Genomic DNA, 8679 nt, shown 5'->3' with positions numbered 1-8679 from the left:
CACTGCAAGAGGTGCGGCAGTTCGACGAAGCCATCACCACCCACCAGAACGCCCGCGACCTCTTCCACGAACTCGGAGACCGCCACGGCGAAGCCAAGGCCTGGATCAACCTCGGTGCCGCACTGCAAGAGGTGCGGCAGTTCGACGAAGCCATCACCACCCACCAGAACGCCCGCGACCTCTTCCACGAACTCGGAGACCGCCACAGCGAAGCCGCGACTTGGACCAACCTCGGTGCCGCACTGCAAGAGGTGCGGCAGTTCGACGAAGCCATCACCGCCCACCAGAACGCCCGCGACCTCTTCCACGAACTCGGAGACCGCCACAGCGAAGGCAGGGCCTGGACCAACCTCGGGAACGCACTGCAAGAGGTGCGGCAGTTCGACGAAGCCATCACCGCCCACCAGAACGCCCGCGACCTCTTCCACGAACTCGGAGACCGCCACAGGGAAGGCAGGGCCTGGAACAACCTCGGGAACGCACTGCGAGGGGTACGGCAGTTCGACGAAGCCATCACCGCCCACCAGAACGCCCGCGACCTCATGCACGAACTCGGAGACCGCCACGGCGAAGGCAGGGCCTGGACCAACCTGGGGAACGCATTGCTGGAGGTGCGGCAGTTCGACGAAGCCATCACCGCCTACCAGAACGACATCGAGATCTGTCAGGAACTCGGAGACCGCCACGGCGAAGCGATCACGTGGAATAACGTCGGTGCCGCACTGCAAGAGGTGCGGCAGTTCGACGAAGCCATCACCGCCCACCAGAACGCCCGCGACCTCTTCCACGAACTCGGAGACCGCCACGGCGAAGCCAAGGCCTGGACCAACCTCGGCAACGCACTGGCGCACAGTGAGCGGATCAGGGAGGCAGCGCATGCGTGGAGCAACGCTGTAGCAGCTTTCGAGGACGCGGGTGACAGCGAACGAACTGACTCACTGCGGGACCGGCTGGCCAAATTCGGGACCAACGAGGCTGATTGAGAGCGCGCTTAGCTCCGTACCAGTCGGCGACCACGCTGTCGGCCATGTTCCAGCGAGTCCAGGGCCGCAGCTGATTGCCCGAACTCATGGCCACGGTCGGTTTGGGCGGCGATTCCTATACTAAGAGGCTTTGATCAGACCCATCCGGTCGGCCATGCCGCGGACCTCGCGGGCTACGCCTTCGCGTCGCGCCCGGGCCAGCATCGTCGAGATGATCTCCCGGACGAACGGATTAGTCCGGGTTCGGATGTGCCCCAGCTTCTCGGCCTGGACCAGGAGCGCCAGCACTTCCTCATCAGGCTGATGGATGCCGTAGAGCGCGCGGGCGTGCTCGATCAAGAATGTTGTGCGGCGCGAGTCGATGGTGAGCTCGGCTGGGTCGACGGTCGCGGACAGTCGGGCGGCTTCGGCGTGGTCGCCGCGTTCGAGGGCTGATGAGATGCGCCAGAGCACGACGTTGGCCGGGCTGAACAGCAGGAAGTTCCGGTTGCCGTACTCGACGTGCTCGGCCAGGCCGGCGGCTTCGTCGAGCGCTGCGGTTGCGTCGCCGCCCAGGACGGATTCGGTGTAACCGGTGGTGAGGGTGAGCGCGCCGCGCACGTCGTAGGCGTCGGCCGGCACGTAGTCCAGGGCGCGCTCCGCGAGCTTGGACGCTCGCTTGTGCGCACCGAGGCCGGATAGGGCCTGTGTGCGAGCGAACTCGGCGAGGGCGATCCAGCCTGGTTCGCCGAGCCGCTGCGCTGCCTCGTGGCCGCGGTCGGCGGCGATCCAGGCCAGCTCGAACGCGCCGAGGCCCTTCGTGAGCAGGGCCGTGGTGTGGGTGGCGGTGACGAGCGAGCGGAGCGCGTCCGGCTTGTCGACGTGGGTGTGCAGGGCCAGCAGCAGTTCGGGGAGCCGGGCGCCGACCTCGGCGTCCTGGTTCGCCTGCCGCAGAGCGGCGACCAGCTGTGTTTCGGACAGCAGCTGCGCAAGGTCGCCGATCGGCGGCTCGGTGCCGTCGAGGTCGGTGCTCAGCAGGGCGTCACGGATGGCGGGGATGGCGGAGTCGGCCTGGGGGTCGCGGATCTCCAGTCCGTCGCCGGTGATGTCGGAGAGGCTGACGCGGAGCGCGCCGGCGATTGCGACCAGGGTTGAGCGCTTGTCGATCGCTGTGCGCTCGTTTTCGATCTTGGACAGGTAGCCCTTCGACAGGCCGGATAGGCCGGCGAGTTGTTCGAGGGACAGGCCACGCCAACGGCGAAGCCGGCGGATCGTGATGCCGATCGAGTCCATGCGTCTCAGGGTACAGATTTGGGTTTCCCAGCAGGAAACGTTTGTGACCTGCACCTTTGTAAGGTCACTAACTATGCGTGATCGACGACGTACGCGACAGACAACCGAGGGTGTCGACCAGCTCGGCGGTCCGGCACACGCCGAGGTCGAGGTACGGGAAGACGGCCGGATCGCGCTGACCAACTCGACGTCTCCGGGCGAACCGATCCTGTTCACCGCCGAGTCGGCCGCGCAGCTTCGGAACCAGCTGGGCGAGGCGTTGACCGTCTCGCTGCGCGACGACGCTCGCACAGCTCCGGGGTGCAAGGCGCCATGACTGCGGAGCGTTTGGACGACCGGCCGACGTTCTGGTGTGGTGCGTCGCTGTTCAACTCGGGTGGTCAGCGGCTCAACGAGATCAATCTCGACAATTATCAGCGTCCGAAGACGCACGCCGACATGACCGATGCCGACTGGGAACAGGCCGCCGCCGATCTCCGTGTGTTCGACGTCGAGCGGGGACTTCGATGACCGCGTTGGACGACGGGCCGATGACCGGCACCGGCTCACACCAGGACTTCTGGGAGTGGCACGAGTTCACCGGCGGCGACGGGTGGGCTCACCTCTACCTGCATTCGCAGATGGCCAACGCGCGGCTGTTCATGCTGCTGCCTTGGTGTCTGGCCGAGGTCCGGTTCCCGCTGGAACACGACCGGCCCAGCATCAGCCGCCACCGGATCATCCCGAGGCCCGGCCGTGTGTGCCCGGTCTGCGCGGCCCAGAACGAGCACCGGCGAATCGGGGTGCCAGGTGCACGCTCGTGACCGGCAACTGCTCGCCTCGCTCTCGAAGGTCAATTCCAAGATCGGAAGTGTGACGGTCGAACTGCTGGCCCTCCAGCCGGACGACGCAGCCTACGCCGCCGGCCTACGCACACTCGGCCGCCAACTTGTCCATATCGGCGTCGCCCTCATCCGCCGCGCGGGCGACCTCGATGGCACTGAACTCGAGCCATTTGCCCTGCTCAACGCACTCGACACCGAGAACCACGACCGAACGGAGCAGTCTGAACCGTGACCGAACCTGCCCTGCGACCAGCCGTCATCGCCCTGGGCGGTGGTCTGCGCGAAGCCCGCAACGAGCGCGGCATCGGCCTGCGCCGGCTCGCCGACATGGCCGACATCCGCCCCGCTGACCTGTCGAGTTACGAACTCGGCCAGCGTGCGCCACAAGACACCATCGTGGCGCACATCCTCGGCGCCCTGCGAGCACCGCAGCAGGTGCGCGAACACCTCATCGACCTAGCCCGCCGGTCCCACGACCGCGACTTGATCGACCGCACCGGACGCGCCTAAAGCTACCTGCGCACCGCCTTTGAGCAGCAGTCCACCCGCGCACGGTCGCGGCTTCAGGATGGTCGCGCTCTGTCGAGGTTTGAGCGGATAGTCCTGGTTAAGGGGTGGTCGGGGGCCAGTACCCGCTCGCTGTCGGCGAGGGTAGCCTCGAACAGCGGGATCGCCCGCTCCAGATCACCCGCCGACTCGTAGGCTCCGGCCAGGTTGTTCCGCGAGCCCAGCGTGTCGGGGTGGTCGGCGCCCAGTACCCGGTTCCGATCGGCGAGGGTGGCCTCGTGCAGCGGGATCGCCCGCTCCGTGTCACCGGCCATCTGGTAGGCGTAGGCCAGGTTGTTCCGCGAGGTCAGCGTGTCGGGGTGGTCGGGACCCAGTACCCGGTTCCGATCGGCGAGGGTGGCCTCGTGCAGCGGGATCGCCCGCTCCATATCGCCCGCCGACTCGTAGGCGCCCGCAAGGTTGCTCCGCGAGATCAGCGTGTCGGGGTGGTCGGGACCCAGTACCCGGTTCCGATCGGCGAGGGTGGCCTCGTGCAGCGGGATCGCCCGCTCCATGTCACCGGCCATCTGGTAGGCGTAGGCCAGGTTGTTCCGCGAGATCAGCGTGTTGGGGTGGTCGGGGCCCAATACCCGCTCCCGATCGGCGAGGGTGGCCTCGTGCAGCGGGATCGCCCGCTCCTGATCACCCGACGCCTGGTAGACGTAGGCCAGGTTGTTCCGCAAGGTCAGCGTGTTGGGGTGGTCGGGGCCCAATACCCGCTCGTAGTCGGCGAGGGTGGCCTCGAACAGCGGGATCGCCCGCTCCTGATCACCCGCTTCCCGGTAGGCGGTGGCCAGGTTGTTCCGCGAGGTCAACGTGTTTGTGTGGTCGGGGCCGTAGAGGCGCTGGAAGCTGTCGCAGGCGCGGATGAAGTAGCCAATGGCGGTACCGACGTCGCCCTGCCCGCTGAGGTAGAGGCCCAGACTGTTGAGTAGGCGGCTGGTCTGCGTGGTGTCGGTGTCGGGCGTGGTGTGTTCCAACAGAGCCCGTCCATGGGGCAGGACCAACCGGTAGGCGAACCAGTCGGCGGGAGTGTCCGGGTCCAGGTCGGAGAGGGCGGCCTCCAGGAAGGTCGCGGTGTTGTCGCGGGCGGTGGCGATGTCGGCGGGCTGACGGTGCGGGTCGGTAGGGTCGGGTGTGCGGGTGACCGCTTGAACCAGACGGTGCACGGCCACGGTGTTTCCGGTCAGGGTGACCATGCTGTAAGCGGCCAGGCGGCCCAGCGCCTCGGACAGCTGCGGTTCCCCCAGCTCACGGGCCAGTAGGTCCCGGGGGATGGAGTCCGGGGCGAACCAGGCGAGTTGCCGCAGTACCCGTCCCGCGGCCGGGGTGTCGGCGAGGCGGTCGAGGGTGAGGTGCCAGATTCTGGCCATCGTCCGCTGCGCGTCACCGCCCTCCGTCGTCGTGGTGAACATCCGCGCCGGAAACCGCGCCAGCAAGTCGAGATAGGTAGTGGGGTTGGTGCGGGTCTGGGCCAGGTAGGCGGCCGCCTGCTCGACCGCCAGCGGCAGCCACCCCAGCTCGCGGCACAGCCGGTCCGCGCCAGCCAGGTCCGCGTCCGGCCACTCCGACCGCACGATCCGAATCAGCAGCTGCACCGCCTCGTCGGCGGTGAGCACATCCAGCGGCACCGTCTTCACGGTCCGCCATCCCGAGCGCTGACGGCTGGTGATCACCACCGTGCCTGTCCGCACCCTGCTCAACAGCGCCGCCGCGTCCTGTGGGCTGGTCACGTTGTCCAGCAGCAGCAACCAGTCCTCGTGGGTCGCCAGCCACTGCACACCCAGCTCCACCCGCTGCTCCGCCGGCAGCGTCGCCGTCTCCGGTGCCAGCGCGGCGGCCAACTCCGCCAAGCCCGTCTCGATCGCCGCTGGTGAATCCGCCGTTACCCACCACACCACTGAAAACCGGTTGATGTGCAATTCGGCGAACCGGGCGGCCAGGGTGCTTTTGCCGATCCCACCCAAGCCGTGTACCGCCACTACCACCGCACGACCACCCGACCGGGCCACCACCGACTCCAGCCGCGCCAGCTCGCGTGTTCTGCCCACGAACACGCCCGGCTCTGCGGGGACACGTCCCACCCCTGGTACGGCCGGGAGCGTCTCCATCACCGGTCCGCCCGAAGGGTTGACCACCAAGTCACCCTGCACAACCCCCACCGCAGGACCACCGGCGCTACGGACGCCGCCCTCGACCGACACCGGCCAGGCCGCCGACGCGGGATGGCCTACCCCCGCGCCGGCGGCGGAGGGTCCGGTGGCGCACCACCCACCTGCCCGAAGTTAACCCCCACCGTCGGGCCCGAACCGGAATTGCCCGACACACCCCCAGTGATGATCACGCCCTGATTCGAAGCAGATTGCGACGGCACCGGCTCGGCAGCAGAGGCATCGGCAGCGGTGGCACGCCCCTGCCGCACCGCGATCACTAATGCCGCCACCCCGACCAGCAGGCCGCCGATGCCCGCGAGCCAGCTCAATGCCTCCACGACCGGCCGGGCATTGCTGCCTTTATCACCCAGCCAGGCGAGCAGCCCGAACCGCAACACCGCCCACACCACCACGCCACCCGCTGCCACACCGCCGGCAACAGCCAACCACCAACCCCGCTTACGACCGGCCACACAACCCCCTACGTCCCACCCGCACAGCACAACCCACCTGTACGAACTAGTCGTGGATCAGCCGCCGAGCGCTACACCAGCGCAAGAATTCCAGGCCGTAGCGAAGACACCCTCAGTAGCCGCTCATCGATCGTTCGGGGAACCCTGCGCTTGCCAAAGGCCAGCACAACAACCTGTTCCACTTCCGCGCTGCTGTCGGTGGTCCCACGACTGGCAACGTGGTGGTCCCGCAACAATGGCAGGCGACTCAGAACGAGCGACGTGACGGCTATTCAGTCGACCTGATGGATGTCACGGCGGAAAATAGCTGCGTGACAGTCTCCGACCGCGCCACTGTGAAAGCCCTGAAGAGGGTGCAGAACGTCGCTCGCACACGCCAGGCCGGAGAGCCGCACGGCATGACGCGGCGCGTGCCGGGCCAAAGTGGGAAGTACGTCTCCTACGGGCAGAGTGTCGTGCAGGCCGTAGAGGCTGCTGCTGCGCTGCTCGCTGCTGATCTACGTTTCGAGCACCTCGACCAGCCGCAGGATGAGCTTTGGGCACTTGTTGATCAATGTCAGGTCAACCGCCAAGCCGACCACGTGCACGAATTTCTTGAGGTGCACACTCGCACTCCCTTCACCATCATGTGCCGGGTCGAGATCGACTACTTGAAGGTTGAACAGCCGGTCGACATTTTCGGAATCCGGCTCACGCCCGTAGACACGGTCCCGATCATCCGACGCCAGGCGCCCAACCTAGGCACTCATTCAGGCTGTCTGGCTGAGGTTGAGGTCACCGGCACCAACCTGGAGCTGATGCGGGACCGAGCGCGCTTCCAGGTCGAGCGTGCTCTACGGGTTCTGCGCGTGGCCTTCCTCGACAACTACAGCGTGCGCGCCGTGCAGCTGCGGTTCCGCGTCGGTGCCGTCGCCGAGTTGGAAAACGGCGCCGGCGAGTGGCGCGCTATGGCCAACGGTGCGAGTGAGCTAACGGTCAACAGACCCACGGTCGAGGCTCTCGCTGATCGGCCAACGGCCAGACTGGCTGGTGATGCGACCAGCCCTATCGATGTGAAGGCCATCGTCGCCTTGCGCTGGATCGAACGTGCGATGTTCGCGGACGATCCCCTGGTAGCGATGCTCTACCAGTTCTTCGCGCTCGAAGCGATCCTCGGTGACAAGTCCAGCGGCATGAAGGGTGAGCAACTCGCCTTCCGTCGTGCGACGCTGAGCCACGCAGTGACCGGAGGATTCCGTCATCCGGCAGCTGCCCTGTGGCTGTACGAAGATGTCCGGAACAACGCAGTTCACGGTTCGAGCATGCCGACCGTGAGCTGGGCGGACGTTCAGCAGTTCGCGTCAGACGTTTGAGCCGCTCTCAACGAGTACCTGACGTTCGCGGACTCCCAGGGTTTGACTAGCCGTGGCAAGTTGATGGATGCGCTCGAAGAGCATCCCGATCGTCAGCAACTCGTGGACTGGCTCCGCGACTACGGTGGGCCGCGTTGGGACCGGTTCGTTGCCGAGCAGACGACTGGTGACGCCGAGGCTCCGCCGGGCTGACAGACACCCCGCATGTCACTCACTTTGTCACTCAGGTCATGAAAAAGGCCGGCTCGCGAAGTGCGAACCGGCCTCTGACCTGCGTGGGCCTACCAGGACTTGAACCTGGGACCTCTTCGTTATCAGCGAAGCGCTCTAACCGCCTGAGCTATAGGCCCTTGAACGAGGAGAACTTTACAGGACCCCCGAAGGGGCCCTGCAACCGGGTCACTCCCGTTCCGACAGGGTGACCTCCAAGCCTCCTGCCAGGTCCGCCGAGACGTTGTAGATGAACGCGCTCACCGTCGCCAGTGCCGAGACCAGCACGATGTTGATCGCGCCGAGGATGGCCGCGATGCCGAACACTCGTCCTGCGCTGATCAGGGGCTCCGAGGATGCGTTCGCGCCCTCGCCGCCCACCAGGGATGAGTACGTTCCGTTCAGCTTGTCCCACACGCCCATGCCGTCCAGGACCGTGTACAGGACGCCGACTGCCACCAGCCAGACGAAGAACATCGCGACGCCCAGGACCAGGGACAGCTTCAGCACCGACCACGGGTCGAAGCGCTTCACCTGCAGTGATGCTCGGCGGGGGCCCCGGCCGGGACGACGCAGGGCGCTTGGGCGCGCTCGCTGCGTCGAGGCCGGGGGGACCTCGCCCGAGCCGCTTGGTGGGGTATCGGGTCCGCCGAAGAGGCGGGGGGCCGCGCTTCCCGTCACCACGGCGGCCGGCTGCGCCCCGGCGGCTGGGGGGGTTGCCTCCTCCGTGGCCAGCTTGACCGTCGCTTCGGCGTCGCCTTCCTTGTCTACCCGCTGCCAGGGCGGGCTCGCCGGCGTTCCGTTCGAACCCGCTGCCTCGGGATTCTCGGTCGGTGTCACGAAGAGTCAGTCCTTACCCGTGCCGT

General features: G+C 66.9%; 11 protein-coding genes and 1 tRNA gene. 7 read left to right on the top strand and 5 right to left on the bottom strand.

All coding sequences use genetic code 11. The features are described 5' to 3' along the window. Positions 1-983: tetratricopeptide repeat protein (locus AB0M93_RS21750; RefSeq protein WP_364275978.1), on the top strand; the 983-nt coding region annotated here is incomplete at its 5' end. A 120-nt stretch (positions 984-1103) separates the two neighbouring features. Here the strand turns inward: AB0M93_RS21750 and AB0M93_RS21745 are convergent. Beyond that, on the bottom strand, positions 1104-2255 hold the full coding sequence (locus AB0M93_RS21745; RefSeq protein ID WP_364275977.1) for a helix-turn-helix transcriptional regulator: 1152 nt from the start codon (positions 2253-2255) through the stop codon (positions 1104-1106). 73 nt (positions 2256-2328) lie between these two features. Between AB0M93_RS21745 and AB0M93_RS21740 the strand changes: the two genes are divergently transcribed. The 5 genes from AB0M93_RS21740 to AB0M93_RS21720 are packed head-to-tail and all read left to right on the top strand — an operon-like array spanning position 2329 to position 3589. Continuing rightward, positions 2329-2571, top strand: a complete 243-nt coding sequence (locus AB0M93_RS21740) for a hypothetical protein (RefSeq protein WP_364275976.1) — start codon at positions 2329-2331, stop codon at positions 2569-2571. Beyond that, positions 2568-2765, top strand: a complete 198-nt coding sequence (locus AB0M93_RS21735) for a hypothetical protein (RefSeq protein ID WP_364275975.1) — start codon at positions 2568-2570, stop codon at positions 2763-2765. The genes AB0M93_RS21740 and AB0M93_RS21735 overlap by 4 nt, the downstream gene beginning before the upstream one ends. Continuing rightward, positions 2762-3058, top strand: a complete 297-nt coding sequence (locus AB0M93_RS21730; RefSeq protein ID WP_364275974.1) for a hypothetical protein — start codon at positions 2762-2764, stop codon at positions 3056-3058. The genes AB0M93_RS21735 and AB0M93_RS21730 overlap by 4 nt, the downstream gene beginning before the upstream one ends. A 49-nt stretch (positions 3059-3107) precedes the next feature. After that, entirely contained in the window at positions 3108-3311 is a 204-nt protein-coding gene (locus tag AB0M93_RS21725) for a hypothetical protein (protein WP_364275973.1), read from the top strand. After that, positions 3308-3589 (top strand): helix-turn-helix domain-containing protein, encoded by a 282-nt coding sequence (locus AB0M93_RS21720; protein ID WP_364275972.1) that lies wholly within the window; start codon positions 3308-3310, stop codon positions 3587-3589. Before AB0M93_RS21725 ends, AB0M93_RS21720 begins: the two co-directional genes overlap by 4 nt. Before the next feature lie 53 nt (positions 3590-3642). Here AB0M93_RS21720 and fxsT read toward each other — a convergent pair whose 3' ends face one another. Further along, on the bottom strand, positions 3643-5736 hold the full coding sequence (gene fxsT / locus AB0M93_RS21715) for an FxSxx-COOH system tetratricopeptide repeat protein (protein WP_364276152.1): 2094 nt from the start codon (positions 5734-5736) through the stop codon (positions 3643-3645). Positions 5737-5855: 119 nt separating this feature from the next. Next, the gene (locus AB0M93_RS21710) at positions 5856-6224 is read right to left on the bottom strand and encodes a hypothetical protein (RefSeq protein ID WP_364275971.1); all 369 of its coding nucleotides are present in this window, start codon (positions 6222-6224) and stop codon (positions 5856-5858) included. A gap of 311 nt (positions 6225-6535) precedes the next feature. On the opposite strand from AB0M93_RS21710, the gene AB0M93_RS21705 reads away from it, so the two are divergent. Continuing rightward, positions 6536-7603: a hypothetical protein gene (locus tag AB0M93_RS21705; RefSeq protein ID WP_364275970.1), complete on the top strand. Its 1068-nt coding sequence runs from the start codon at positions 6536-6538 to the stop codon at positions 7601-7603. Positions 7604-7879: 276 nt separating this feature from the next. Here the strand turns inward: AB0M93_RS21705 and AB0M93_RS21700 are convergent. Together AB0M93_RS21700 and AB0M93_RS21695 are read right to left on the bottom strand one after the other, a co-directional pair. Continuing rightward, positions 7880-7953: transfer RNA gene (locus AB0M93_RS21700), tRNA-Ile, on the bottom strand. A 49-nt stretch (positions 7954-8002) separates the two neighbouring features. Continuing rightward, a complete protein-coding gene (locus AB0M93_RS21695; RefSeq protein ID WP_364275969.1) occupies positions 8003-8653 on the bottom strand; it encodes a DUF3566 domain-containing protein in 651 nt (216 codons plus the stop codon). Positions 8654-8679: the final 26 nt, after the last annotated feature.

This window comes from Amycolatopsis sp. NPDC051102, from assembly GCF_040682815.1.
Lineage (GTDB): Bacteria > Actinomycetota > Actinomycetes > Mycobacteriales > Pseudonocardiaceae > Amycolatopsis.
The sequence above is the reverse complement of the archived record's forward strand: the minus strand, read 5'-3'. Positions and strand labels throughout refer to the sequence as shown.